Below are 26192 nucleotides of genomic sequence, written 5' to 3'. Positions count from 1 at the left end.
TTTCCCCACGACTTCATCAGCAGCACCTCGCAAAGGTCTGGCCGCGGCACATGCATTGCCCGGCGGAACCATGAGCATAGCTGAAAATCGCCGGACAAGCTGGCATCGGCACAGCGCTTGCGGGTGACGATCGACGCGTTTCTTTTGCAGCTTTATTTGCCTTTCAGCTACGTTTCTAAATAGAAATATGCTAGTGTAATCGGCTGTCCTACTGGCAAGCACAAAAGATTCCAGAAGGCAATAATTTGAAATGCATTTCGACTGGCACAGGGAGGCCGCAATCATGAAAAACGTGAAAAAACCGGAAGACACAGTCACTTTACAAAAACGCCGCACACTGCTCACCGGCGGCCTGGTAGCGGGACTGGCCGCCGCCGCGCTGGCGCCGGCGGAACTGCTGGCGAAAGAAGCCAAGGCCGTCGGCCTGAAGCTGGACCGCGCCAAATGGGGCAGCCGCAATCACCAGCAGCTGCAAGCCCTGATCGCGCGCAACGGCAACAGCAGCGCCGGCTACAATCCCCAGCGCCGTCCTTACGCCGTGTTCGATTGGGACAACACCAGCATCATGAACGACACCGAAGAGGCGTTGCTGATGTACCAGATCAACACCCTCTCCTACAAGCTGACGCCGCAGGAAATGGCCGCGATCATCCGCCAGAACGTACCGGCCGGCCCGTTTGCCGCCGACTACAAGAACGCCGCCGGCGAGCGCGTCGAACTGGAAGCGATCTGCAGCGATATCGACAGCGACTATCAATACCTGTACGACAACTGCGACAAATTCAAGGGCGACAAGAAGCTGGAAGACATCCGCGAAACCGTGCAGTTCCAGGACTTCCGCGCCAAGCTGTACTACTTGTACGAAGCGGTCAACGAAACCTACGGCGTCAATGTCGGCTATCCATGGGTGATCTACTTCTTCACCAACATGTCGGTGGCGGAAGTGCAGAAGCTGGCGGAAGCCTCCAACGACCACAACCTCGGCCTCGGCCTGGTCAAGACCAAGTACACCAGTCCGGCGGCGCAGCCGGGCAAGGCCGGCATCGTCAGCGTCACGCATTTCCACGGGATCCGCCTGTGCACCGAGATCGCCACCTTGATGGACGCCTTGCAGCAGAGCGGCATCGACGTCTACGTCAGCTCGGCCTCGCTGGAAGATGTGGTGGCGGTGTTCGCCACCACGCCGAAGTACGGCTACAACGTCAAGCGCGAACACGTGCTGGGCCTGCGCCTGGAAAGCGCCAACGGCGTCTTCGTCAACCAGTACAAGGCCGGCTGGCCGCTCAACTGGGGCCCGGGCAAGACTGAAGTGATCAAGAAGGAACTGGTCGCCAGCAAAGGCTACGGTCCGGTCTTCGTGGCCGGCGACAGCGATGGCGATTACGACATGCTGCGCGATTTCGCCGATACCCAGCTAGGCATGATCGTCAACCGCATGAAGAAGGGCAAGATCGGCGATCTCTCGAAACTGGCCGCCGAACAGATCCCGGCAGCTGCGCCGCGCTTCCTGCTGCAAGGCCGCAACGAGCAGACCGGCAACTGGATGCCGTCGGAAGCCAGCATCAAGTACGGCAAGAGCAGCGAAGCGCTGCTGGGCTGATTCCGCCTCGCCTCAGGTTTCTGGCTTGAGGCAGCCGGTTCCCATATCGGCACCGGCTCACGTTCCTCGGATTCAATGCCATTTGAATACCCCGGCCGCCCAGTGCGGCCGGTGCGCCATGTTTTCCATCACCTTGAAATAGTCAGATAGGCAATAATGAAGAAATTACTGAAAACCGCGCTCTTGCTGAGCTCCATCGCCATGTATTGCATCGTGCCGCGCGCGATCGCCAAGGACGATGACGGCCCGCGCAAGATCACCATCGGCCTGATCGCCACCACCACCATCGAAGATACGCAAAAGCGCTGGCAGCCGGTGATCGACGACTTCGCCAAATACACCAAGATGGAAGTGCGCACGGTGGTTTCCACCAACTACAGCGACATCCTGGCAGGCCTGAAAACGAACACCATCCAGGTGGCTTGGCTGAGCAGCAAGAGCGCGCTGGAAGCGGTGGAAGACAACCAGTCGACCGTGTTCGCGCAGATGGTCAAGAAAGACGGTTCGCACGGCTACAACTCAGTGCTGATCACACCGGCCAAAAGCCCGATCAAATCGTTCGAGGACATCCTGAGCAACAAGGGCGTGTACAGCTTCTACGATGGCGACAAGAGTTCGACTTCGGGCTACCTGGTGCCGGCCTATTACGCCTTCGCCAAGAACAAGGTGGAGCCGGAACGGCTGTTCAAGACCATCGTGGTCGGCAATCACAAGAAGAACCTGCAGGCCGTGATCAACGGCCAGGTCGATGTCGCCACCAACAATACCGAAGAGCTGGACCGCCTGCAAAAGGAATCGCCGGAGCAGTTCAGCAAAGTGCGCGTGATCTGGTCGTCGCCGCTGATCCCTAACGATCCGCTGCTGTACCGCAAGGACTTGCCGGCCGCCAGCAAGGCCCGCATCGAAGAGTTTTTCGTCACCTACGGCAAGCCGAAGAATCCGGCCAGCCAGCCTGACGTGCTGCAGAAAATCCTCGATCTGTCGGGCTTCCAGCATTCCACCGATGCCCAGCTCAAGCCGATCGCCGACCTCACCATGTTCGGCCTGCTGCGCAACAACATGTACGACACCAAGCTGAGCACCGTGCAAAAGCAGAAAGCCTTTGAAGACATCACCGCCCGCTTCGGCAAGCTGAGCATGGCGCTGGAGATGGCGCGTCTGCGTTAATCAATCCACCCCGGCAACACCTGCGCGAGCCGCTGTCTCAGGCTCGCGCTTTCTGTTCTTGTACACGCTCCTGCAGCTGCTGCGGGAAATACAGGCTGAAACGGATCACCCCCGCGGCCGTACAAGCCACCTCGGCGCTGCCGCCGTGCACCAGCATGATGGCGCGCACAATCGCCAGCCCCAGACCGTTCGATTCCGTGAACTCGCTGCGCGATTTGTCGCCGCGGTAGAAACGGTCGAACAAGCGGTCCAGCTGTTCTTGCGGGATCGGCTCTCCCCGGTTTTCCACCTCAACGCAGATGCCTTGCGCCTGCGGCCTGCCGCTTAGGCGTATGGTGCTGCCCGGCAGCGCATAGCGCACCGCATTCACTACCAGGTTGCTGACGGCGCGGCGCCACATCACCGGGCTGGCCTCCAGCTCGCCGCTGGCGTCGACTACCAGTTTGATATCGCGTTCTTCGGCCACGCCTTCAAAATAGTCGGCAATCTTGTGCAGTTCATCGGCCAGCATCAGCGGCGTCTTTTCCACCGCCAGCCCGGCGTGGTCGGCATGCGCCAGGAACAGGATGTTTTCCACGATGCGGCTCAGGCGCTGCAGTTCTTCCAGGTTGGATTCCAGCACCTGCTGGTAGTCGGCGGCGCTGCGCACCTGCCCGAGCGTGACCTGGGTCTGTCCCATCATTGCCCCGATCGGGGTGCGTATCTCGTGCGCCAGGTCGGCGGAAAACTGCGACAGGTGCTCGTAGCCGTCGGCCAGCCGATCCAGCATCGCATTGAATGACGCCGCCAGCCGCCGCAGCTCCTGCGGCGCGTCTTCTTCCCGCAGGCGTATCGCGATATTGGTCGGGCTGACTTCGGCGGCGCGCCCGGCCATCGCCGTCAACGGCAGGAAACCGCGCTTGAGCACCAGGAACCCCAGCAGCGCCGCCAGCAGCACCGCTATTGCCGCCGCTGCGATCACTTGCCAGTAATAGCGCGCCAGGATATGCGACTCCTGGGTCATCACATGAGCGCCGGTAATCACCACCACGGCGCCGTCGCTGCCGACCTCTGCCAGCGCCGATACCCAGCGCACCCGCACGCCGTCGGCGCGTACGCCCGCGTGCAGCTGCGCAAGCGCCAGCGGCTCGCCCAGGCTTTGCGGCGTCATTGGCGGCGGCGTCATGTTGTCGGGATTGACGCGTACGAACGGCGCCTGTCCTGGATAAGCGAACATCAGCACATCCTGTTCGTTGCCCAGCATGGTCTCAAACAGCGCTGGCCGGTCTTCCATTTGCTTGACGTTGTACAGGTCGTGCAGGAGATGGCGGAAATGCTCGACCTTGCCGATCAGGGAGTAGTCGGCGCGGGTCTCCAGCGCCTGCCGCGTCGACGAATACAGGTACATGCCGAGGCTGGCGACGATGGCGCAGGCAATCAGCGCGAACAGGAAGCTCACGCGCACCGTCAGCGAAAGCTTGCGCCAGGACGTCATGGATTTTCCGAGAACATGTAGCCGATGCTGCGCACCGTGTGGATCAGCTTGCGTTCGAAAGGATTGTCGATCTTGGCGCGCAGACGCTTGATGGCGACATCGACCACATTGGTGTCGCTGTCGAAATTCATGTCCCACACCTCGGAAGCGATGACGGTGCGCGACAAGGCTTCATCCTGGCGCTTGACCAGCAGGTGCAGCAGCAGGAATTCCTTGTTGGTGAGGACGATGTCTATGCCCTGGCGCGTGACCTTGCGGCGCAAGAGATCGAGCTGCAGATCGGCCACCTGGAAAAAATCCAGCTCATGCGCCTCGCGCACCACGCCGCGCCGCAGCAGGGTGCGGATGCGCAGCAGCAGTTCGGTAAACGAAAACGGCTTGACCAGGTAATCGTCGGCGCCCAGTTCCAGCCCGTGTATGCGGTCGTTCACGTGATCGCGCGCGGTCAGGAAGATGACCGGCAGATCGCGGCGGGCGCGGATCGCAGCCATGATCTTCCAGCCGTCGGTGCCGGGCAGCATGACGTCCAGCACCACCAGGTCATAGGAATTCTCCAGCGCCATGTGCAAGCCGTCGCTGCCGTTGCGCACCAGGTCGACCGCATAGCCTGATTCGCGCAGGCCTTTCTTGAGGTAGGCGCCGGTCTTCGGGTCGTCTTCGATGACGAGGATAGCCATGCTGAGTCCTTGATATAGATGGCCCCATTCTATCAATTCGCTTGTCGAGAAGAATGACAATATTGTCATTCACATGTCACCGATAAGACACTCCGGCGCGCCTAGACTGGGCTTCCCAGCAACCACCGAGACTGATCCCATGACAACTGCACAATTCTTGCGCCGGCTTGTTCCGGCCCTGGCCGCATCGACTTTGCTCGCCTATGGCAGCGTCGCCGTCGCCCAGCCCGCCGCCACGGCGCCCCCGGTCCGGGTGCGCGCTACGATTGAAAAAGTGAACGCTGATAATCTTGAAGTCAGCACCAAGGCCGGCAAGAAACTGACCTTGAAACTGGCGCCGGACCTGATGCTGTTCTCGGTCAGCCATGCCGCCATTACCGACATCAAGTCCGACAGCTTCATCGGCAGCGCCGCCGTGCCGCTGCCCGACGGCAGCCTGAAGGCGCTGGAAGTACACGTCTTCCCGGCCGGCATGAAGGTCGGCGAAGGCCATTACGCCTGGGACCTGGGCAAGAAGAGCAGCATGACCAACGGCACCGTGGGCGATGTGGTGGTGACCAGCGGCCGCACCATCACGGTCAAGTATCCGGATGGCGAAAAGAAAATCGTGGTGCCGGCCGACGTCCCTATCGTCAGCCTCAACAAGGGTGACCGCAGCCTGCTGGCGCCTGGCGCGCATGGCGTGTTCTTTGTCAGCAAGGCAGCCGATGGCAGCGATGTCGTCGGCCGCGCCACGGTCGGCGTCAACGGCGTAGTGCCGCCGATGTAATGCAGTTTTGCAATGCGATCTTGCGGGCGGCGCGGCTGCCCGCATCTCTTCTTGACAGGGCAAGCCCATGACTACCGCTGACAAACCGCGCCGCATCATTCATCCGCTGCTGGTGCGGGTGGCGCACTGGATCAACGCCTTCGCCATGGTCTGCATGGTGATGAGCGGCTGGGCGATCTATAACGCCTCGCCGCTGTTCGGCTTCGATTTCCCGCGCTGGGCCACCCTCGGCGGCTGGCTGGGCGGCGCGATTGCCTGGCACCTGGCGGCGATGTGGCTGCTGGTGACGAATGGCCTGGTCTATCTGGGCTACGGCCTGCTGGCCGGCCATTTCCGCCGCCACTTCCTGCCGCTGCGGACGCGCGACCTGCTGCGCGACGTGAAAGATGCGCTGACCTTCAAGCTGGCGCATCAGCCGGGCGTCTACAACACCGTGCAACGCCTGATGTACATCGCCGTGCTGCTGCTCGGCGTGCTGGTGGTGGCGTCCGGCCTGTCGATCTGGAAGCCGGTGCAGCTCGATAGCCTGGTCGACCTGTTCGGCGGTTACGATATTGCGCGGCGCGTGCACTTTGCGGCGATGGCCGGCATCGTGGCATTTGTGGCAGTGCATCTGGCGCTGGTGCTGATCGTGCCGAGCACGCTGCTGCCGATGCTGAGCGGACGGGCGCCGCGCCACTCCGGAAAAAATCTGCCGAAGCAGGAGCAGGAGCAGCAAGCATGAACGACAAGAAAAAAAATCTCCCGAAAAACAGCGAACTGCAGCCTGAACTGGTGCAGCTGCAGCGCCGCCTGTTCCTGCGCTCCGGCCTGTCGCTGGGCGCGCTGTCGCTGCTGTCCGGCTGCAACCTGCAGGATGGCGACCAGGTCGACAAGGTATTGTGGGCGATGTCGCGCTGGAACGACCGCGTGCAGAGCATGCTGTTCCGCCCTGACCACCTGGCGCCGACCTATCCGGCCAGCATGATCACCAGGCCGTTCCCGTTCAACGCTTTCTATGACGCCGATTCGGCGCCGGAAATCGATGGCGACGCCTATAAGCTGGAAGTCTCCGGCCTGGTGCGCGACAAGCGCAGCTGGAACCTGGCGCAGCTGCGGGCGCTGCCGCAGGCATCGCAGATCACGCGGCATATCTGCATCGAAGGCTGGAGCGCCATCGGCCAGTGGAGCGGTGTGCCGTTCCGTACATTTCTCGCCCATATCGGCGCGGACACGACGGCAAAATATGTCGGCTTCAAATGCGCCGACCGCTATTACTCCAGCATCGACATGGCCACCGCCCTGCATCCGCAGACCATACTGGCGCTGGACTTCGGCCAGGAGCCGCTGCCGACCGAATACGGCTACCCGCTGAAACTGCGGGTGCCGACCAAGCTCGGCTTCAAGAATCCCAAGCACATCGCGGCGATCTTCGTCACCAATGAAAATCCCGGCGGCTATTGGGAAGACCAGGGATATAACTGGTTTAGCGGGTCTTAAGATCGACAAGCATCTGTTTGAGAACGCCTTTCATTCCCTCAGCGAAAGAGATGCAGCCGGCGCGGCTGCGCACAAACCCCGCTTCGGCTGGCCGGAGCTCTGGCGCCGCTGGCGGGTGACAGCGTAACAGGCCTGCATGCATTTGCTGTCGCCGCCAGCGGCAACTTGTCTTTGGCGCCGGCCTTGACTTCATCCGCATGGGCGTTTTTAGCCGCCAGCAGGCCGACAACCAGCAACGCCAGCAGCACGCCGATGGACAGCAGGGTATTGGTAATGACGTAGGTATTGCGGGACCGGGCTGGTCGGATATAGCGTTTTTTCATGATCGGCTTTCTGGTCAAATTGATATGGCGCACTTCTCAGCCATATGAGAATGGTCAAACCAGCAGTATCCTTGAGCGGAATGAAGAAAACATGAGTCATTCATGAACGTTTCCTGAAGACGCGGGCTCTTCAGCTTTTCTTCACGTTAAGGTGCTTAAATACCAAGCTATGAAAATATTGCTGATTGAAGATGACCTGGACCTGGGCAACGGCGTGCGCATTGCCCTCTCCGACCAGGGCATGGACGTGGTCTGGGTGCGCCAGCTGGCGGATGCGGTGCGCGCCCTGGAATCCGACACCTGCGACCTGGTGCTGCTGGATCTCGGCCTGCCGGACGGCGACGGCCTGAGCCTGCTGACGCGCCTGCGGCGCGAAAAGAACGCCCTGCCGGTGATTATCCTGAGCGCCCGCGACGCCATCAACGACCGCCTGCTGGGCCTAGACACCGGCGCCGACGATTATCTGGTCAAGCCTTTCGTGCTGGTCGAACTGCTATCGCGGGTGCGCGCCCTGGCCCGGCGCAGCTACGGCTTCGACGGCGAAACCCTGGATTTGCGCGGCCTGTCGCTGCATGCGCCGACCCGCCGCGTCACCGTGCAGGAGCGGCCGGTGGAACTGACCGCCAGCGAATACGCCTTGCTCAGCACCCTGCTGATCCGCGCCGACCGCGTGGTGACGCGCCCCATCCTGGAAGAACTGGCGCTGCCCGGCGGCCATGGCAACGCCAGCAATACCCTGGACGTGCACATGGCTAATCTGCGCCGCAAGATAGGCGACGGCTATATCCGCACCGTGCGCGGCGTCGGCTTTGTGATAGACCTGCAGGCGCCGGCCCGCAGCATCCGCAAATGATGCTGCACTGGTGGAGCTGGCTGCTGCGGCCGACCCTGGTGCGGCGCCTGCTGCTGGCCCAGATGCTGCTGCTGACGGTGCTGTGGAGCCTGTTCATCGGCTACGCCATATTCGAGACCAGCCGGGCGCCCGGCCCGATCAACCTGGACCGCACCTACGAGGCCATCTTCGGCGTCGCCGAAAACCTGGCGGATAATCCGGAGCGCCAGTTCAAGGTGCTGCACATGATCGACCTGGCGGTGCGCGAAGGCTATGGCATCGGCGGCGATACGCCGAAACTGTCGCCCAGCATCCGGGTACGGCAGGGAGAGCGGCTGCTCTACCAGTCCGAGGATATCCCGGGCGGCATTCATAACAGCCGCCTCGACGATGCGGAAACCATCTACGCCAACGGCGTGCGCTGGCGCGCCCGTACTTTGCAATCGCCGCACTCGGATACGCGCGTCACCATCATCGTGCCGGCAGACGCCATGGACATGCTGGTCGACATGAATTCGCGCGGCTATTATTCCCTGCCCTTGCTGATCAGCCTGCCGTTCCTGCTGCTGCCGGCGTGGCTGTCGATACGCGTGGCGCTGCGCCCCTGGAGCCGGATTGCGCGCGAGGTGGCCGCCCGCGGCCCGCACAATCTGGCGCCTTTGGGCTTCAAGCCCAAGCATCTGGAGCTGAGTTCGATGGTCGACCGCATCAACGGCCTGCTGTTGCGCATCAGCGAAAGCGTGGCGCGCGAACGCAATTTCATCGCCGACGCCGCCCATGAGCTGCGCACGCCGCTGGCCGCGATGCGCGTCAACGCGGAAGCGCTGCAAAGCCAGGCCGGCGACGGCCAGCAACAGCAGCTCCTGGCCGGCATACTGAGCAGCAGCAACCGCGCCACCCGACTGGTCAGCCAGCTGCTGCTGCTGGTGCGCAGCGACGCTACCGCCAGCGTCGCGCTGGACCGGCTGGCGATGGATACGCTGGTGCAGGACCGGCTGGCGATCCTGTCGGCGCTGGCCATGGTGCGGCACATCGAGCTGGAACTGGCGTCGGAAGGTGAGTTCTTCATCCTGGGACATCGCGAAAGCCTGGTGTCGCTGATCGACAATCTGGTCGACAACGCCATCAAATACAGTCCGCCGGGCGGCATCGTGACGGTCGGCCTGCACCATGACCGGGACGAGGTGGTATTCAGCGTGGCGGATCAGGGGCCCGGAATCGCGCCGGCTCTGCGCGAGCGCGTATTCGACCGTTTTTTCCGCAATCCCGACCAGACCCAGAGCGGCAGCGGGCTGGGCCTGGCGATTGCCAGGTCGGTGGTGCTCCAGCACGGCGGCCAGATCCAGCTGCATGCGGCCGGCGGCGAACAGGGCTTGCTGGTGGAGGTCAGATTTCCCAGGGCCTGCTAGCACTCCCAACACAATGTTAACAGGCCCTCGCTGACCATGGAATCATGCAATCCAAACCCGAGGTTGGCCAATTACCGCGAGGGCTTTATTCGCCGCGCTCGCTGCAGCACGGGCAACCATGGTGTCCGCTCATCAGATGCGGCGGCGAGGCTTCTTCATCCTGCGGCACGCTGCGCATGAATTCGGCCAGCTGCTTTTCCATGCCGGCCAGCAGATCGGCCCTGGCCTGCGGCTGGACCGGCTTGTCATCGCTATCGGCAGCAAGCCAGTGGCGGACGGAGTGTTTGGTCGTCATTTCTGTTCTTCCGGCTGGCCGTAAAATTTCTCGCAAATCTTGATGCGCTCGCGCCCCTGGTCCTTGCGCCAGCGGTTGCTGTCGCGCAGCGAGTAGACGCAGCCGCAATACTCCTGCTGGTAGAAATTCTCGCGCTTGGAGATGTCGATCATGCGCACCGAGCCGCCCTGCTTGCGCCAGTTGTAATCCCAGTAGGTGATGCCGGGATAATGCGCCGCCGCACGGGCGCCGCAATCGTTGATCTGCGCCATGTTCTTCCAGCGTGAAATTCCCAGCGAACTGCTGATCACCGGAAAGCCGTGCTCATGCGCGTACAGCGCGCTGCGTTCAAAGCGCATGTCGAAACACATGGTGCAGCGCTTGCCGCGTTCCGGCTCGTCTTCCATGCCTTGGGCGCGGGCGAACCAGTTGTCCAGATCGTAGTCGGCATCGATGAAGGGCACGCCGTGCTGTTCGGCGAAACGGATGTTTTCATTCTTGCGCAGCTCGTACTCGCGCTGCGGATGGATATTGGGATTGTAGAAATAGATGGAAAAATCGATTTCGCTGGCCAGCAAGGCTTCCATCACCTCGCCCGAACAAGGGGCGCAGCAGGAATGCAATAGCAATTTATTGTGGCCGCCCGGCAGGACGAGCTTCTGGCGTTGGGTCATGAGAGAGATACCTGAAGAAGTGCGCCGGCGAGAGGTAACACTCGGACCGCGGCGCTAATCGCTCAGTCTCTTGTTTAAGACCGGCTGCGTCAAGCGACAAACTCTCAAGTTTGCATGAGCGGAATTCATGCAGCCCCAGTGGACTGTAACAGCCACCTGTCAGTACTGGCAGGTCGCGCTGCAAATGACATGCTGCGGTCATAAATGCGGCATATATTCGGGCGGCAAATAGTGCAATAAAGAAACTTTCTATCTTTACCTTCCTGAATGGAGTCTCCATGAAACTGAATCGTCAGCTGTTTCTCACGTTTATAAGCGGCGTGGCATGCGCCGCGCCTTTGATGGTGGCCAGCCAAAGCGCACTGGCCTGGGGTGATGAAGGGCATATGGTGGTCGGCCTGATCGCCAGCAATTACCTGACCGACAACGTCCGTTCGCAGGTCGACGCCATCCTGGCCAACGACAGCAGCGGCCTGACCGCGGGCGACATCGCCTCGGAAGCGACCTGGGCCGACAAGTACCGCAATTCGCATCGCGAAACCGCTGCCTGGCATTTTGTCGATACCGAGATCAGCGACGGCGACATCGACGCCGCCTGCTTCGGCCATCCGAGCCTGCCTGCCAACACCCCGGCATCGGGCGGCGTGGCGCAGGATTGCGTGGTCGACAAGGTCGATCAGTTCGCGCTCGAATTGCGCGATCCGAACACCGATCCTGCCGAACGCCTGCTGGCGCTGCAGTTCTTGCTGCATTTCGTCGGCGACATGCATCAGCCGCTGCACTCCAGCGACTCCCATGACCGCGGCGGCAATGACGAAACGGTGTCCGCCACCGGCATCGCCGCCGGCAAGCTGCACGCTTACTGGGATACCGCATTCGTGAACAAGCTGGGCACCGATCAGAACAAGGTGGCGTCGGCGCTGATCGCCAAGATCAGCAAGGCCCAGATCGCGCAATGGCAGCAGCAGACGCCGCGCGACTGGTCGCTGGAAGCCTTCGACCTGGCCCGCACCGACGCATACGGCAAGCTGCCGACGCCTGGATCCACCGGCAAGTACAAGCTGCCGGCCAGCTATGTCAGCAACGCCACCAGCGTGGTTGCCTTGCAGCTGAGCCGTGCCGGCGTGCGTCTGGCGAAAATTTTGAATGATGCCTTGGGCGGCAATGCCGTTTCCGGCGCATCGATATTCGTCTCGCCATTTGGCGAGAAAAAATAAGCTGTCGTTGTTGTTCAACCCTGAGCGTCTGGTCTCGCCGGCGCTCAGGATTCAGGGCTTACGCTGCTAGTTTTGCGAAGCACTGCACTAGATCAATCCGCGCTTCGCCAGCATCGGCTCGACCTTCGGATCGCGGCCGCGGAAGGCGCGGAACGCCTGCGCCGGGTCCTGCTTGTTGCCGGAGCTGTAGATATGCTTTTGCAAGCGCTCGGCAATCGCCGGCTGGAACGGATCGCCGGCTTCGGTGAAGGCATCGTAGGCGTCGGCGTCCAGCACTTCGGCCCACATGTAGACGTAATAGCCGGCTGCATAGTCGGAACCGGCGAACAGATGCTGGAAGTGGCTCAGGTAATGGCGCTGGCCGATATCCTGCGGGATGCCCAGCAGTTCGCATTGCTGCGCTTCGAAAGCCGCCAGGTCAACCGCGCTGCCGTTCGGCAGCGAATGCAGCGCCATGTCGATCAGCGCCGGGCCGGCATACATGATGGTGGCCCAGGCCTGGTCGAACTGGCGCGCACACTTGAGCTTTTCCAGCAGTGCTGACGGCATCACTGCGCCAGTCTGGTAGTTCCGCGCGTGCTGCTTGAGCACCACTTCCTCTTCTGCCCAGTTCTCGAAGATCTGCGACGGCAGCTCGACGTAATCCTGCAATACCTGGGTGCCGGCCAGGCGTTCGTACTTCACTTGCGACAGCAGGCCGTGCAAGCCGTGGCCGAATTCATGGAACAGGGTGCGCACGTCGTCGAAACTCAGCAGCGCTGTATCGCCCTTGGCTGCCTTGGCGAAATTGTTGTTATTGATGACGATCGGCAGCGTGCCGCCGGCATGGCCGGACTGGTTGCGAAAAACATGCATCCAGGCGCCGCTACGCTTGCTGGCGCGGGCGAAATTGTCGCCGATGAACAGGCCGATCAGGGCGTCCTCGCGATTGCGCACCTCCCACAGGCGGGCATCCGCATGATGCAGGGCGACGCCGTGCTGCTCGACAAAGCGGATGCCGAACAGGCGATGGGCGCAGTCGAACATGGCGCCTATCATGTTGTCCAGCGCGAAGTAGGGTTTCAGTTCGGCGTCGTCCAGGTCGTAGCGCGCCTGCCGCACTTTCTCGGCCAGGTAGCGCCAGTCCCAGGCCGCGATCGGCGTCGGCTGGCCCAGGCTGCGCGCCATCTCGGTCAGGGCGGCGCGGTCCTCTTGCGCCTTGGCCTTGGCCGGCTCCCACACCTTGCCCAGCAAGGCGGACACCGCTTCCGGCTTGCCGGCCATGCGGTCGATCAGCTGGTAATCGGCATAGGTGGCGTAGCCGTGCAATTGCGCCTGCTCCTGGCGCAAGGCCATGATCTCGGCGGCGACCGGGCGATTGTCATGGCCGCCGGCGTGGGCGCCGCGAGCGACGCGGCCGCGCCAGACCGCTTCGCGCAAATCGCGGCGGTCGGAGAAAGTGAGGAAGGGTTCGGCCAGCGAGGGCGACAGGGTCATGACATGGCTGCCTTCTGGCAGGCCGCGCTGCTGCGCCGCCGCCTGCGCCGAAGCGCGCAGGAACGGCGGCAGTCCGGCCAGCGCCGCTTCGTCTTCCAGCGCCAGCACAAAGCCGGATTCATCGGCCAGGACGTTTTGCGTAAACTGCGTGCTCAGCGCCGCCAGCCTTTCCGTCACCGCGCTGTAGCGAGCGCGCGATTGCGGCGGCAAGTTGGCGCCGGCGCGCACAAAGTCCAGGTGCACCCGCTCCAGCAGGCGCAGCTGCACCGGATCCAGGTCAAGCCGGGCGCGTTCGGCGTACAAGGCGTCGATGCGTGCAAACAGGCCGGCATGCAGATAAATCGCATTCTTGTGCGCGGCCAGCCTAGGCGCCAGTTCGATCTCGGCTGCCTGCAAGGCGGGCGAGGTTTCGCTCGCGGTCAGGTTCTCGAACAGCAGGCTGATGCGGCTGTTGAGCCGGCCTGATTCATCGAAAGCGGCCAGCGTGTTGGCAAAAGTTGGAGCCGCCGTTTGCGCGGCGATGGCATCGATCTCGGCCAGGTGGGCCGGCAATGCAACTTCAAAAGCGGGGACGAAATGTTCGGCCTTGACCTGATCGAAAGGCGGTAAGCCGTAAGGGGTATTCCAGTCTTGCAACAGCGGATTGGCGGCGTGAATGTCTGACATGGCGAATAGCATCCTGGCTAATGGTGAGGGAGCTATTGTATGCCGGGTGGTTTTTTTCAGCGCGGGGATATTTTCGATGCTTCCGCTGCGCCATGCAGCCGTATCAGCCGGCGCCGGAAGCGATCCAGTTTTCGATTTTCACGCCCGGATAGACGGCGAAATCCCGTTCGTTATTGGTCACCAGCACCACATCCGGCGCTACCGCATGCGCTGCGATCAGTTTGTCGAGATGCTCTTTCCTGCGCTCGCGGGTCGCCTCCCGAGGAAATGCAAATACATGTGTGTACAAGATATTTTATGCACATCCAAAGATTCATTGGGAATGTGTATTTACACAATAATTAAGACTCTTCTTGTTTTGAATTATACTGTACGTATATACAGTTAATTTGTGCAGGAGGAATCTTATGCAAGTGGTCAGAAGATCGGAACTTGACGCCATTACTGAAGGATTGAAAGCGACCATCGCCCGCATTGTGCTCGTTCATCGCAGCGCCGGGGCGGACTTGACCTGGTCGCTGATGCACCGGATTGAAAACGAAGCGATGCGCGCCATGGAGCAGTCCGGCAACTTCGACCTGGGCCACCTCAACACGCTGCGCGCCTACCCCACGGCTTATCCGCGCACCGACGACCTGGTCAATTTCGGCAACGCTACCACGCTGCCGATCGCGCTATCCCTGATCTACCGGGAATTCAGAAGGTCGCACTAGCGGCTTATAGACCGAGCTCGCTCAAGCCCGGATGATCGTCCGGACGGCGCCCCAAAGGCCAATGGTACTTGCGCTCCGATTCCTTGATCGGCAAGTCGTTGATGCTGGCGTAGCGCCGGTGCATCAGGCCGTGCTCATCGAACTCCCAGTTCTCATTGCCGTAGGAGCGGAACCAGTTGCCGGCGGCATCATGGCATTCATAGGCAAAGCGCACCGCAATCCGGTTGCCGTCGAACGCCCATAGCTCCTTGATCAGGCGGTAATCCAGCTCGCGCTCCCACTTGCGTGCCAGGAATTGCACGATCTGCTCGCGCCCCTCGGGAAATTCGGAACGGTTGCGCCAGATGGTGTCGACGGTATACGCCAGCGACACACGCTGCGGATCGCGGCTGTTCCAGCCGTCTTCCGCCATCCTCACTTTCTGGATCGCGGTTTCGCGGGTGAATGGCGGAAATGGGGGACGGGCTTTGCTGGCTTGACTCATGGCAGTACTCCTGGAACGGTGGAAAAAAGGCTGTTGCCACACTTTACAAAATTCCACTGAATTAAAGAATAATCATAGAATGCAATTCATTCTTCCTTTAAATGGAATTCACGCATGGACCGGTTTCATCTGATGAGCGTATTCGTGGCGGTAGCCGAGGAACAGAGCTTCGCCGCCGCCGCGCGCCGTCTGCAGATGTCGCCGCCGGCGGTCACGCGCGCCGTGCTGGCGCTGGAGGAACGGCTCGGAGTCAAGCTGCTGAACCGCACCACGCGCTACGTGCGCAGCACCGATGCCGGCCTGCGTTACCTGGAAGACGCGCGCCGCATCATGGCCGAGGCCGACGAAGCCGATGAGGCGGCGGCCGGCGTCAATGCCGAGCCGCGCGGCCAGCTGACGGTGACGGCGCCGGTGCTGTTCGGACGCATGTTCGTGATGCCCAGCATGGTCGACTACCTGCAGCGCTTTCCGGCGATGGCGGTGTCGGCCTTGTTCGTCGACCGCGTGGTGAACCTGCTGGAAGAAGGCATAGACGTCGGCGTCCGCATCGGCGAACTGGCCGATTCGAGCATGAAAGCAATCCAGGTCGGACAGGTCAGGCGCGTGGTATGCGCCGCGCCGGCCTATCTGGCGGCGCATGGCGCGCCGGCCACGCCGGAGGAATTGGCCGGGCATGCGGTGATCGCTTCGACCGGCGTCGCCGCCGACAGCGATTGGCGCTTCATGAGCCGGCACAAAAGCGGCGGCGGCAAGATCAGCAACGTGAAAATCCGGCCGCGCATGACAGTCAGCAGCAACGACGCGGCCATCGAAGCGGCCTTGCGCGGCTTCGGCGTGACGCGCCTGCTGTCCTACCAGATCGCACCCTATCTCGATTCCGGCCAGCTGCAGATCGTGCTGGCCGAGCACCAGCCGGCCTGCGTGCCTATCCACGTGCTGCACCGCGAAGGGCGGCTGGCCTCGGCCAAGGTCAGGCGCTTCGTCGATCTGCTGGTGGAGAGCCTGCGCAGCAACAAGGCGCTGCGCTAACGGGGCCTAAGACCGGAAATCGCTGCAGCGCAGCAGCCGATGCCGATAAGGGCTACAGTGTCGGCTTGCAATTTTTAAGGCAGTTCAAACATGTCCCAAGCCCAATCCACCAAACTCAGCGCCAGCCTGGTGATCATGATGTCGGTCGCCACCGGCGTCGCGGTGGCCAGCAACTATTACGCGCAGCCGCTGCTGCACACCATCGCCGCCCGTTTCGGCATTTCCAACGGCAGCGCCGGCCTGATCGTCACCGTGGCCCAGCTCGGCTATGCGCTCGGCCTGATGCTGCTGGTGCCGCTGGCCGACATGCTGGAACGCAAGAAACTGATCGTCGTCATGAGCCTGCTGTCGGCCTGCGGGCTGCTGATCACGGCCACCGCGCAAAGCCTGGCGTTCGTCCTCATCGGCACCGCCCTGACCGGCTTGTTTTCGGTAGTGTCGCAGGTGCTGGTGCCGTTTGCCGCGACCCTGGCTGCGCCGCATGAACGCGGCAAGGTGGTCGGCCATGTCATGACCGGCCTGCTGCTGGGCATCCTGCTGGCGCGCACCGTGGCCGGCTATCTGTCGGCCTGGGGCGGCTGGCAAACCGTGTACTGGTTCGGCGCCGCGCTCATGATCCTCACCGCCATCGCGCTTGGCCGCGCGCTGCCGCGCCATCATTCGACCCAGAGCCTGAGCTATCCGCAGCTGCTGGCGTCGATCCTGACCTTGTTCGCGGCGGAGCCGGTGCTGCGCATCCGCGCATTGCTCGGGGCGATCATCTTCGCCGTCTTCAGCGTGCTGTGGACGTCGATTTCCTTCCTGCTGGCGGCCGAACCTTTCCACTATTCCGACGGCACCATCGGCTTGTTCGGCCTGGTCGGCGCCGCCGGCGCCATGGCCGCTTCGCATGCCGGGCGGCTGGCCGACCGCGGCCATGCCGGCCGTTCCACCACCATCGGACTGGCGCTTCTGCTGCTGTCCTGGCTGCCGCTGGTGTTCGCCAAGAGCTCGCTGATCGGACTGCTGTTCGGCATCCTGCTGCTGGACCTGATGGTGCAGGCGATCCACGTCACCAACCTGAGCGTGATCAACCACCTGCATCCGGATTCCCGCAACCGCCTGACCGCCGGCTACATGACCTGCTACTTCATCGGCGGCGCCTGCGGCTCGCTACTGTCGACCGCGATGTACGGCCACTCTGGCTGGCTGGGCGTATCGATGACGGGCGCGGGATTAAGCGCGCTCGGCCTGGTCGTCTGGTTATATGCGGAAAGCCGCAAGACGCGTTAAGCCGCGTAGCTCATGAAGCTTCGTCCTGCAGCATTGCCGTCAGCAGCTTCTTGATTTCAGGAACGCAGGAACCGCAATTGCCGCCGGCCTTCAGACAGCCGGCGACCTGCGCCACGGTCGTCAGGCCCTGCTTGCGCACCGCATCGCAGATGGTGTTGCGGCCAACCGAAAAACAGGAACACACGGTCGGCCCGGTATCGGCGCCCTTGGCGATAGGCTGGCCGATCAGCAGGCCGACGCGGTCGGCGTCTTCCAGCCGCTCCTTGAGGAACAAGCTGGCCAGCCAGGCGCGCGATGGCAGGTCCGGGCGCGGCGACAGGAACACGCAAGCGTCGATGCGATCGTCCACCACATGCACGGCGCGATACATGCCGGCGCTGCCGTCCTGGTACTCCAGCCAGTCGGCGTCGGCGGCATCGACTCCCAGCAGCCTGGCGGCCCAGGCGCCATGATCGGCGATCGGGCTGCGCCCGGCCAGCTCGTAACGATGAAAGCTGCGCCCCTGGATCCGCGTCCAGTGCGTGACATCGTCCAGCGCCGGCTGTGCGCGGCTCAGCGCGAAGCCGTACCAGGCCACCGCAAACTCCTCGACCCGCACCGGCGTGTGCTTGAATTCCGGCTCGCCGGAAACCGGATCGACCACCGGATTGACCAGCGCTCCCACCCGCGCATCCGAAGCCGACTGCCGGTTCCAATGGATAGGCACGAACAGGCTGCCGCGGGCGATGCCGCCGCCGTGCTGCACCCTGGCCACCATCTCGCCCCACTGGCTGCTCACGCGCGCCAGCATGCCTTCGCGCACGCCGTACAGCAGGGCATCCTGCGGATGCATGTCGATGAACGATTCCGGCACGTGGTCGGCCAGCCTGGGCGACTTGCCGGTGCGCGTCATGGTGTGCCACTGGTCGCGCACGCGGCCGGTGTTGAGGCTAAGCGGATAGTCGCTGCTGGTGGCGTGTTGCGGCGTGCGGGGCGGGGTGGCGACGAAGCGCGCCTTGCCGTCGGCGTGGGCGAAGCGGCCGTCGGCAAACAAGCGCGCCGTGCCTCGTTTTTCTCCAGCGGCATCGGCCGGCAGCGGCCATTGCACCGGCTGCATGGCGTCGAACCGCGCCTGGTCCATGCCGCGCAGGCCGCCCAGGTTGAACACGCGATGCGGGCCATCGCCGCTGCCGCCGTCATCGCCATTACCGCCGTTACGATAGGCACTGAGGCCGACGTGCTCATCGAATACCTGATGCGCCGAACTGAAATCGAAACCGTCATAGCCCATGCGTTGCGCCACCTGGCAAATGATGCGCCAGTCGGCGCGCGCTTCGCCCGGCGCCGGCAGGAAGGCGCGCTGGCGTGAGATGCGGCGTTCCGAGCTGGTCACCGTGCCATCCTTTTCGCCCCAGCCGAGGGCCGGCAGCAAGACGTGGGCAAAGGCATTGGTGTCGGTCTTTTCAATGATGTCGGAGATTACCACCAGTTCGCATTTTTTCAGGGCGCGCTGGACCTGGTCGGCGTCCGGCAAGCTGACCACCGGATTGGTCGCCATGATCCAGACCGCCTTGACGCGTCCGGCTTCGATGGCCTGGAACAAGTCCACCGCTTTCAGGCCGGGCCGCTCGGCCATCTGCGGCGATTGCCAGTAGGTCTGCACGGTTTCGCGATGCTGCGGGTTGTCCAGCTCCATGTGCGCCGCCAGCATATTGGCCAGGCCGCCGACTTCGCGCCCACCCATGGCGTTGGGCTGGCCGGTGATCGAGAACGGCCCCATGCCGGGCTTGCCTATCTGCCCTGTCAGCAGATGGCAGTTGATGATGCTGTTGACCTTGTCGGTGCCGGAGGAGGATTGATTGACCCCTTGCGAGAAGGCGCTGACGACCTTTTCATTATCGGCAAACCATTGATAGAAGGTCAGCAGGTCTTGCGGATCGAGCTTGCAGATTTTCGCCACCGCAGCCAGGTCGGCACAATCGGCCTCCGCCGCTTCCAGCGCGGCGGCCATGCCATTGGTGTGCTCCGCAACGAAGCCTTGATCCATAGCCCCGTTACGCGCGAGGAAACTGAGCAGGCCGTTGAACAGCCAGACATCGCTGCCGGCTTTCAGCGGCAGATGCAGGTCGGCCAGTTCGCAGGTGGCGGTGCGGCGCGGATCGATCACCACCAGCTTCATCTGCGGCCGCGTTTCCCTGATCTTGGCGATGCGCTGGAATAGGATCGGATGGCACCAGGCGGTGTTGGATCCGACCAGCACCACCAGGTCGGCCAGTTCCAGGTCTTCGTAGCACACCGGCACCAGATCGGCGCCGAAAGCGCGCTTGTGGCCGGCGACCGCGGACGACATGCACAGCCGCGAATTGGTATCGATATTGGCGCTGCCGATATAGCCCTTCATCAGCTTGTTGGCGACGTAGTAGTCTTCCGTCAGCAATTGGCCCGAGACATACAGCGCCACCGAATCCGGACCGTGCTGATCGATGATCTGCCGGAAGCCATGCGCCACCTTGTCCAGTGCGGCATCCCAGGAGACCCGCTGCATGGATTGCTGGTCGTCGCTGCGCATTTGCGGATACAGCAAGCGCCCGTCCAGCGCCACCGTCTCTCCCAGCGCCGAGCCCTTGACGCATAGCCGGCCCAAGTTAGAGGCATGCGTTTCATCGCCGGCGATGTCGACCTGGCCATCGCTGTTGACCGTAGCACGTACCCCGCAGCCGACGCCGCAATACGGACAAGTGGTCAGCGTACCGGCCAGCTTGGCGGCCGGCTGCAACAGAAAGATCGAAACTTGATTCATGCCGGCTCCGCTTCAGGCCGCCTGGGCGCACAGCGCCTGGCCGAACAACAGCTGGCTGCGCAGGGCAGAAATATCGGTCTTGTTCTGGATCATCTCGAAATACCAGGGGCCGTCCTTGACGTCGCCATACAGCACCGCGCCGACGATATGCGGGCCGCTGATCACCAGCCGCTTGTAGATGCCGCGGCGCGGATCGCGCAGCACCAGGTCTTCGCTGCCCTCGCTGCCGATGAAGTCGCCGGCGGAATACAGGTCGACGCCGGTGACCTTGAGCTTGGTGGCGGTGGCCTGCTGCACGTAGCGCCTGTGGCCGGCGCCGGCCAGATGGGCGCCGCACACGCGCGCCTGATCCCAGATCGGCGCCACCAGGCCGAAAGTCGCCATGCGGTGCTGCACGCACTCGCCCACTGCATAGATGCGCGGATCGTAAGTCTGCAAGGTATCGTCGACCACGATCGCGCGATCGCAATGCAAGCCGGCTTGCCGCGCCAGTTCGATATTCGGGCGGACGCCGGCGGTCATCACCACCAGGTCAGCGGGGATCTCGCTGCCGTCCTTGAAGCGCACGGCAGTGACCTGCTGCTCGCCAAGGATCTCGGCTGTTTGAGCGTTCAATAAAAAACGCAATCCTTTCTGCTCCAGCGCTTTCTTCAGCAGGACGGCCGCGGACTTGTCCAGCTGCCGTTCCATCAGGCTGTCCATGACATGCACCACGGTCACGTCCATGCCCTGCCGCAGCAAACCGTTGGCTGCTTCCAGCCCGAGCAGGCCGCCGCCGATCACTACCGCATGGCGATGATTGCGCGCCGCCGCCAGCATGGTTTCGACATCCTGGATATCGCGGAAGGCGATCACGCCCGGCAGCTGGTGGCCCGGCACCGGGATGATGAAAGGCTTGGAACCGGTCGCCAGCAGCAGGCGGTCGTAACGCAGCTCGACGCCGGCGCGCGAACGCACGATGCGGCGCCGGCGGTCTATGCCCGTCACCGGATCGCCGGCATGCAGGGTGATGCCGTTCTCGGCATACCATTCGCGCGGATTGAGCATGATGTCGTCCATGCTCTTGTCGCCCGCCAGCAGCGGCGACAGCAGGATGCGGTTGTAATTGCCGTGCGGCTCGGCGCCGAACACGGTGATGTCGTACAGCTCCGGCGCCAGCTTGAGCAATTCCTCGACCGTGCGCATGCCGGCCATGCCATTGCCGATCACCACCAGCGACGGCTTGCTGGCCGATGGCGCAGCGGTTGGCGCGGCAGTTGTCTCATTCATGCTCATGCGCCGACCCAGACCTTGCCGCCGGCGATGCGGGCCGGATAGGCAGGCACAGAATTCTCCGGCGCTTCCAGGCACTCGCCGGTCTGCAGGTCGAAGTGCTGCTTGTAGATCGGCGAAGCGACCACGATGCGCTCTCCCAGGCTGCCGACCAGTCCGCGCGACAGCACCGCTGCCTGCGCGTTCGGGTCGTAATTGCCGATGGCGAACACGCGCGGCTCGTCATCGATGACGTGGAACACCGCCACCTGTTCGCCATTGATCAGCGCGCAGACGCCGGTGTTCGGCACGATCTGTTCGATTGCGCAGACTTCAATCCAGTGCTGGCCCAGCTGGTCCTTGTGCATCTCGCTTCCTTTATACAGTTTCAACCACCACCGGGATGGCGACGCGCTTGCGCTCTTCCACGGTGGCGGGACGGATCTGGCCGCGTTCCGGCATGAACACCACGTTGTCGTCGGCCTGGCCGCTGTTGACGAAATGCTGGAAGCGCTGGCGGGTTTCCTGGTCCGTCACGGCCGTCTTCCATTCGCATTGATAGGTGTCGACCACATGCTGCATGTCTGCTTCCAGCTCGGCGCCGATGTTCAGCTTGTCTACCACCACCACCTGTTTCAGGTAATCCAGGCCGCCTTCCAGGTTGTCGCGCCAGACGCTGGTGCGCTGCAGGCGGTCGGCGGTGCGGATGTAAAACATCAGGAAGCGGTCGATCAGCTTGACCAGGGTCGCCTTGTCGAGATCGGCCGCCAGCAGTTCCGCATGGCGCGGCTTCATGCCGCCATTGCCGCAGACATACAGGTTCCAGCCCTTCTCGGTGGCGATGATGCCGACATCCTTGCTCTGCGCTTCCGCGCATTCGCGGGTGCAGCCGGAAACGCCGAACTTGATCTTGTGCGGCGCGCGCAAGCCCTTGTAGCGGTTTTCCAATGCAATCGCCAGGCCGACGCTATCGTCCAGGCCGTAGCGGCACCAGGTCGAGCCGACGCAGGATTTCACAGTGCGCAGCGATTTGCCGTAAGCGTGGCCGGACTCGAAGCCGGCTGCAATTAACTCTTCCCAGATCAGCGGCAATTGCTCGACCCGAGCGCCGAACAGATCGACCCGCTGGCCGCCGGTGATCTTGGTGTACAAGCCGTATTTCTTGGCGACCTGGCCGACCGCGATCAGGCCGTCCGGCGTGACTTCGCCGCCGGCCATGCGCGGCACCACCGAGTAGCTGCCGTCCTTCTGGATATTGCCGAGGAAGTAGTCGTTGGAATCCTGCAGGCTGGCGTGTTCCTTCTTCAGCACGAAGTCGTTCCAGCAGGACGCCAGGATGCTGGCCGCCACCGGTTTGCAGACATCGCAGCCGAGGCCCTTGCCGTGCTGTTCCAGCAAGGCTGGAAAAGTCTTGATCTGCCCCACCTTCACCAGGTGGAACAACTCCTGGCGCGAATAGGGAAAATGTTCGCAGACATGGTTGTTGACCGCCATGCCCTGCTTCTTCATCTCGGCCTTCATGATCTGCGTCACCAGCGGCACGCAGCCGCCGCAGGAAGTGCCGGCCTTGGTGCAGCTTTTCAGCGCACCGATGCTGGTAGCGCCGCTGCTCACTGCCGCGCACAACGCCCCTTTGGAAACGTCGTTGCAGGAACAGATCTGCGCCGATTCCGGCAAGGCGTCGACCCCCAGCCCGACCTTCGCCTGGCCGTCGGCCTGCGGCAGGATCAGGAATTCCGGCGCCGCCGGCAGCTCGATGCGGTTGAGCATCATCTGCAGCAAGCTGCCATATTCGCTGGCGTCGCCCACCATCACACCGCCCAGCAGATACTTGCCGCATTCGGACACCACGATTTTCTTGTAGATCTGCTTGCGCTCGTCGGTGAACTGATAAGAGCGGCTGCCGGCTTCCTTGCCGTGCGGATCGCCGATGCTGGCGACATCCACGCCCATCAGCTTGAGCTTGGTGCTCATGTCGGCGCCGGTAAATTGCGGCGCCGCGGCGCCGGCGCTGCCATCGTCGGAGAATGCGGCCAGCACCTGTTTGGCGGCGATGCGCGCCATGTCGTAGCCGGGCGCCACCAGGCCGAATATGCGGCCGTTCCACAACGCACATTCGCCGATCGCGTAAATATCCGGATCGGAACTGCGGCAACTGTTGTCGATCACGATGCCGCCGCGCTCGCCCACCTTCAGGCCGCTGTCGCGCGCCAGTTCGTCGCGCGGCCGGATGCCAGCCGAGAACACGATCATGTCGGTATCCAGGTGGCTGCCGTCGTCGAAATTCATGCGATGCGTGCCGTTCTTGCCGTCGACGATTTCCAGCGTGTTCTTTTGCGTATGCGCGGTGACGCCCAGTTCTTCGATCTTCTGGCGCAGGATGCGGCCGCCGCTTTCATCCACCTGCACCGCCATCAGGCGCGCGGCGAATTCCACCACGTGCGTTTCCAGCTGCATGTCGCGCAGGGCCTTGGCGCATTCCAGCCCGAGCAGGCCGCCGCCGATCACCACGCCGCTCCGGGAGCGCTTGCCGCATTCCAGCATCGCTTCCAGGTCTTCGATGGTGCGGTAGACGAAGCAATCCTTGCGCTGGTTGCCGGCCAGGGTCGGCACGAAAGGATAGGAGCCGGTAGCGATCACCAGCTTGTCGTAAGACAGCGTTTCGCTGACGCCGTCGAGATTGAAGGTAACGATCTTGGCGGCGCAGTCAATCAGCTGCGCCTTGGCGTTGAGCTTGAGGCGGATCGCCGTGCGTTCGAAAAATCCCGGCTCGACCAGTGACAGGTCCTGCGCCGTTTTGCCGGCAAAGAATTCCGACAGATGGACGCGGTCGTAGGCCGGACGCGGCTCTTCGCACAGTACCGTGACTTCCATGCCGGGCAGATTTCCTTCCGCCAGGCATTCGAGGAATTTGTGGCCAACCATGCCGTGGCCGATGACGATGATTTTCATGCTGCTGTCCCGAGGTTGTTTTCCATTATGCGGCGGCGCTGCGGCTGGCCAATGCGCTGTCATGCAATTCCTGTTCCTGTGCTTTGTGGCTTGCGCTGAAGCGCACTGCAATCGCGCACAGGGCGGACAGGGCCACCAGCACGCCCAGCACGCTCAAGGTCTGCTGGGTATCGCCCAGGCCCTTCATCAGGAAACCGGCGGCAACCGCGCCGACATTGCCGCCGGCGCCGATGATGCCGGCCACGCCGCCGAGCGCCTTGCGGTCGATGAATGGCACCAGCGCATACGTGGCGCCGCAAGCCATGTGGGTGAAGAGGCCGAAGCTGAGCATGGCGATCACCGCCAGCAGCGCCGTGCCGGCGTGGGCGAACCAGAGCAGACCCAGGCCTTCGCCCAGCATCAGGACAAACAGCAGGGTGGCGCGGCTGTTGAGGCTGCCGCCTGATTTGCGGTTAGCCATCTTGTCCGACAGCCAGCCGCCCAGCGCCCGCGCAAACAACGCCAGCAAGCCGAAGCTGGCGGCCGCCATGCCGGCGCTTTTCAGCGACAGGCCGAAATGATCGACGTAATAGATCGCCGCAATGTTATGGATGAAAATCTCGACGCCGAAACAGGCGCCGTAAGTCACGAACAGCAGCCACACCCTGTAGTTGGCGCTGGCGGCGCGGAAGCTGGCCCAGCCGCCCTTCTTGCCGCCCTCCGGCGCGATGCCGCGGGCGCGCATCTCGGCATAATTGCCCTCGGGGCAATCCTGGGTGTAGCGCCAGTAGAGCGCGGCCATGATCAGCATGAACACGCCCGGCACCAGCAAGGCCAGGCGCCAGCCCATGGCGTTGCTCACGCCCAGCATCAGCATGGCGGCCACCAGCAAGGGCATCAGGCCCTGGGCCGCACCGCCGCCGCTGTTGCCCCAGCCGGCCGAGGCGGCATTGGCGGTGCCGACCACATTGGGGGCGAACATGACCGAGGTGTGATACTGGGTGATGACGAAGCTGGCGCCTACCGCGCCTATGCACAGGCGGAAGAACAGGAAGCTCTCATAGCTTTGCACCATGGCGACGCCGAACACCGGCAAAGCGCCGATCAGCAGCAGGCCGGTATAGGTCTTGCGCGGGCCGTAGCGGTCGCACAGCGGCCCGACCAGCAGCCGCACCAGTATCGTCACCGCCACCGCGGCGATATTGATGTTGGCGATCTGTTCCATGCTCAAGCCGAGCTGGCCCTTGATCAGCGGCATCAGCGGCGCGCAGGCGAACCAGGCGAAGAAACAGACGAAGAAGGCCATCCAGGTCAGATGGAAGGCGCGCATCTGCGGCGTGCGCAGACTGAAGAGCTGGATGCTGGTCGCTTTGCTGGTCATGTTGGTCACCGTTTTGTCTTGAAAAACAAAAAGGCGTCCTCCCGGCCCGACCGCGATTGCAGTCAAGCCAGGAGGACGCCTTTGTCCGGCAGATCCATCGTTGGACCTGCGTAAGAATTTTTTCGGATCGCCATTGATCCTGACTAGTGATGAGCAAAGCCCGTGCCACCGGCCGCTACCCGCGGGTTCAGGGGGATATACCGAAAAGCTTGCCAGACAGGCCAACAAAACACGCTCCGCGAAGGTGCGGCGCGCCTGCAATTGGTGCGGCGCACACTTTTCTAGTGCGGCTTGCCTAGGGCCTGTTAACATTTG

The 26192-nt window shown here is 62.7% G+C and carries 23 protein-coding genes and 1 pseudogene; 11 read left to right on the top strand and 13 right to left on the bottom strand.

Annotated features, from left to right (window positions below):
- The first annotated feature begins 283 nt into the window (after positions 1-283).
- Positions 284-1600, top strand: coding sequence for a haloacid dehalogenase-like hydrolase (locus tag AC07V8_RS10370; RefSeq protein WP_494677889.1), 1317 nt, complete (start codon positions 284-286; stop codon positions 1598-1600).
- A 156-nt stretch (positions 1601-1756) separates the two neighbouring features.
- Positions 1757-2767: a phosphate/phosphite/phosphonate ABC transporter substrate-binding protein gene (gene phnD / locus AC07V8_RS10365; RefSeq protein WP_494677890.1), complete on the top strand. Its 1011-nt coding sequence runs from the start codon at positions 1757-1759 to the stop codon at positions 2765-2767.
- A 37-nt stretch (positions 2768-2804) separates the two neighbouring features.
- Here phnD and AC07V8_RS10360 read toward each other — a convergent pair whose 3' ends face one another.
- Together AC07V8_RS10360 and AC07V8_RS10355 are read right to left on the bottom strand one after the other, a co-directional pair.
- Complete coding sequence (locus tag AC07V8_RS10360) at positions 2805-4241, bottom strand: heavy metal sensor histidine kinase (RefSeq protein ID WP_494677891.1); 1437 nt, start codon at positions 4239-4241, stop codon at positions 2805-2807.
- The gene (locus AC07V8_RS10355; protein ID WP_098494860.1) at positions 4238-4918 is read right to left on the bottom strand and encodes a heavy metal response regulator transcription factor; all 681 of its coding nucleotides are present in this window, start codon (positions 4916-4918) and stop codon (positions 4238-4240) included. Before AC07V8_RS10355 ends, AC07V8_RS10360 begins: the two co-directional genes overlap by 4 nt.
- 139 nt (positions 4919-5057) lie before the next feature.
- Here AC07V8_RS10355 and AC07V8_RS10350 point away from each other — a divergent pair, with 139 nt between their 5' ends.
- From AC07V8_RS10350 to AC07V8_RS10340, 3 genes are all read left to right on the top strand, one after another.
- Positions 5058-5687 carry a hypothetical protein gene (locus AC07V8_RS10350; RefSeq protein WP_494677892.1) on the top strand — a complete coding sequence of 210 codons (630 nt, stop codon included), beginning with the start codon at positions 5058-5060 and terminating at the stop codon, positions 5685-5687.
- A 67-nt stretch (positions 5688-5754) separates the two neighbouring features.
- A complete protein-coding gene (locus tag AC07V8_RS10345; RefSeq protein WP_494677893.1) occupies positions 5755-6411 on the top strand; it encodes a cytochrome b/b6 domain-containing protein in 657 nt (218 codons plus the stop codon).
- Positions 6408-7166, top strand: a complete 759-nt coding sequence (locus tag AC07V8_RS10340) for a molybdopterin-dependent oxidoreductase (RefSeq protein WP_494677894.1) — start codon at positions 6408-6410, stop codon at positions 7164-7166. Before AC07V8_RS10345 ends, AC07V8_RS10340 begins: the two co-directional genes overlap by 4 nt.
- Before the next feature lie 38 nt (positions 7167-7204).
- Here AC07V8_RS10340 and AC07V8_RS10335 read toward each other — a convergent pair whose 3' ends face one another.
- Complete coding sequence (locus AC07V8_RS10335) at positions 7205-7489, bottom strand: hypothetical protein (RefSeq protein ID WP_494677895.1); 285 nt, start codon at positions 7487-7489, stop codon at positions 7205-7207.
- Positions 7490-7658: 169 nt separating this feature from the next.
- Here AC07V8_RS10335 and AC07V8_RS10330 point away from each other — a divergent pair, with 169 nt between their 5' ends.
- Positions 7659-8342: a response regulator gene (locus AC07V8_RS10330; RefSeq protein ID WP_494677896.1), complete on the top strand. Its 684-nt coding sequence runs from the start codon at positions 7659-7661 to the stop codon at positions 8340-8342.
- The gene (locus AC07V8_RS10325; protein ID WP_494677897.1) at positions 8339-9730 is read left to right on the top strand and encodes a sensor histidine kinase; all 1392 of its coding nucleotides are present in this window, start codon (positions 8339-8341) and stop codon (positions 9728-9730) included. Before AC07V8_RS10330 ends, AC07V8_RS10325 begins: the two co-directional genes overlap by 4 nt.
- 85 nt (positions 9731-9815) lie before the next feature.
- Here the strand turns inward: AC07V8_RS10325 and AC07V8_RS10320 are convergent, their stop codons facing one another.
- Entirely contained in the window at positions 9816-10025 is a 210-nt protein-coding gene (locus tag AC07V8_RS10320; RefSeq protein ID WP_494677898.1) for a hypothetical protein, read from the bottom strand.
- Positions 10022-10678 (bottom strand): epoxyqueuosine reductase QueH, encoded by a 657-nt coding sequence (locus AC07V8_RS10315; protein WP_494677899.1) that lies wholly within the window; start codon positions 10676-10678, stop codon positions 10022-10024. Before AC07V8_RS10315 ends, AC07V8_RS10320 begins: the two co-directional genes overlap by 4 nt.
- Positions 10679-10956: 278 nt before the next feature.
- Here AC07V8_RS10315 and AC07V8_RS10310 point away from each other — a divergent pair, with 278 nt between their 5' ends.
- Positions 10957-11895: a S1/P1 nuclease gene (locus AC07V8_RS10310; protein WP_494677900.1), complete on the top strand. Its 939-nt coding sequence runs from the start codon at positions 10957-10959 to the stop codon at positions 11893-11895.
- A gap of 87 nt (positions 11896-11982) precedes the next feature.
- Here the strand turns inward: AC07V8_RS10310 and AC07V8_RS10305 are convergent, their stop codons facing one another.
- Both AC07V8_RS10305 and AC07V8_RS10300 read right to left on the bottom strand, forming a co-directional pair.
- On the bottom strand, positions 11983-14037 hold the full coding sequence (locus tag AC07V8_RS10305; protein ID WP_494677901.1) for a M3 family metallopeptidase: 2055 nt from the start codon (positions 14035-14037) through the stop codon (positions 11983-11985).
- A gap of 103 nt (positions 14038-14140) precedes the next feature.
- Positions 14141-14299 (bottom strand): annotated as a pseudogene (locus AC07V8_RS10300) (PIN domain-containing protein); the annotation flags it as partial.
- Positions 14300-14444: 145 nt separating this feature from the next.
- On the opposite strand from AC07V8_RS10300, the gene AC07V8_RS10295 reads away from it, so the two are divergent.
- Positions 14445-14750 (top strand): hypothetical protein, encoded by a 306-nt coding sequence (locus AC07V8_RS10295; RefSeq protein WP_494677902.1) that lies wholly within the window; start codon positions 14445-14447, stop codon positions 14748-14750.
- 4 nt (positions 14751-14754) lie between these two features.
- On the opposite strand, the gene AC07V8_RS10290 is transcribed toward AC07V8_RS10295, so the two are convergent.
- On the bottom strand, positions 14755-15234 hold the full coding sequence (locus tag AC07V8_RS10290; RefSeq protein WP_494677903.1) for a nuclear transport factor 2 family protein: 480 nt from the start codon (positions 15232-15234) through the stop codon (positions 14755-14757).
- Positions 15235-15348: 114 nt separating this feature from the next.
- Here AC07V8_RS10290 and AC07V8_RS10285 point away from each other — a divergent pair, with 114 nt between their 5' ends.
- Together AC07V8_RS10285 and AC07V8_RS10280 are read left to right on the top strand one after the other, a co-directional pair.
- On the top strand, positions 15349-16263 hold the full coding sequence (locus tag AC07V8_RS10285; protein ID WP_494677904.1) for a LysR family transcriptional regulator: 915 nt from the start codon (positions 15349-15351) through the stop codon (positions 16261-16263).
- Positions 16264-16353: 90 nt separating this feature from the next.
- Positions 16354-17535 carry an MFS transporter gene (locus AC07V8_RS10280; protein WP_494677905.1) on the top strand — a complete coding sequence of 394 codons (1182 nt, stop codon included), beginning with the start codon at positions 16354-16356 and terminating at the stop codon, positions 17533-17535.
- A 10-nt stretch (positions 17536-17545) separates the two neighbouring features.
- Here the strand turns inward: AC07V8_RS10280 and AC07V8_RS10275 are convergent, their stop codons facing one another.
- From AC07V8_RS10275 to AC07V8_RS10255, 5 genes are read right to left on the bottom strand one after another with little or no spacing between them, the layout of a single operon-like run.
- Positions 17546-20314, bottom strand: a complete 2769-nt coding sequence (locus AC07V8_RS10275) for a nitrate reductase (protein WP_494677906.1) — start codon at positions 20312-20314, stop codon at positions 17546-17548.
- Between the two features lie 12 nt (positions 20315-20326).
- Positions 20327-21583, bottom strand: coding sequence for an NAD(P)/FAD-dependent oxidoreductase (locus tag AC07V8_RS10270; protein ID WP_494677907.1), 1257 nt, complete (start codon positions 21581-21583; stop codon positions 20327-20329).
- 2 nt (positions 21584-21585) lie between these two features.
- Positions 21586-21933 (bottom strand): nitrite reductase small subunit NirD, encoded by a 348-nt coding sequence (gene nirD, locus AC07V8_RS10265; protein WP_494677908.1) that lies wholly within the window; start codon positions 21931-21933, stop codon positions 21586-21588.
- Positions 21934-21943: 10 nt separating this feature from the next.
- Positions 21944-24517, bottom strand: a complete 2574-nt coding sequence (gene nirB / locus AC07V8_RS10260) for a nitrite reductase large subunit NirB (RefSeq protein WP_494677909.1) — start codon at positions 24515-24517, stop codon at positions 21944-21946.
- 25 nt (positions 24518-24542) lie between these two features.
- Complete coding sequence (locus tag AC07V8_RS10255) at positions 24543-25877, bottom strand: MFS transporter (protein ID WP_494677910.1); 1335 nt, start codon at positions 25875-25877, stop codon at positions 24543-24545.
- Between the last annotated feature and the right edge of the window lie 315 nt (positions 25878-26192).

Source organism: Collimonas sp. GW821-FHT02H07, from assembly GCF_059421505.1.
This window is presented reverse-complemented; position numbering and strand designations above follow the sequence as displayed.